General features: G+C 46.7%; 1 protein-coding gene. It reads left to right on the forward strand.

Annotated features, from left to right (window positions below; all coding sequences use genetic code 11):
- A partial coding sequence (locus tag KDU71_RS22860) for a PfkB family carbohydrate kinase (protein WP_244828672.1) occupies positions 1-411 on the forward strand: 411 nt, incomplete at both ends.

Consider the following 411-nt stretch of genomic DNA (forward strand, 5'->3'; position numbering starts at 1 on the left):
TTGCCACAAAATGAGATGGGTAGAGCCTGTATGATGGAATTGCGCAAATATGGTGTGGACACCAGCCAAATTATTTATGGAGGCGAACGACTGGGTATTTATTTTTTAGAAACAGGAGCTGTGGCGCGTGCCAGTAAAGTGGTTTACGACAGGGCACATTCATCATTCTCAAGTATCCAAAAGGGGATGATTAATTGGGAAGAGGTGTTGAAGGATGCCAGCTTCTTTCACTGGACAGGTATAACACCTGCCGTTTCGCAAGGTGCAGCCGATGCCTGCCTGGAAGCTATTCAGGTGGCCAACCGTATGGGGGTAACTGTTTCGTGTGATCTGAATTATCGGAAAAACCTATGGAAATACGGTAAAAAGGCATCAGAAGTGATGCCTGAGCTGGTGGCTGGTTGCGACATT

Origin of the sequence: Carboxylicivirga sediminis (assembly GCF_018156225.1) — a bacterium.
Lineage (GTDB): Bacteria > Bacteroidota > Bacteroidia > Bacteroidales > Marinilabiliaceae > Carboxylicivirga > Carboxylicivirga sediminis.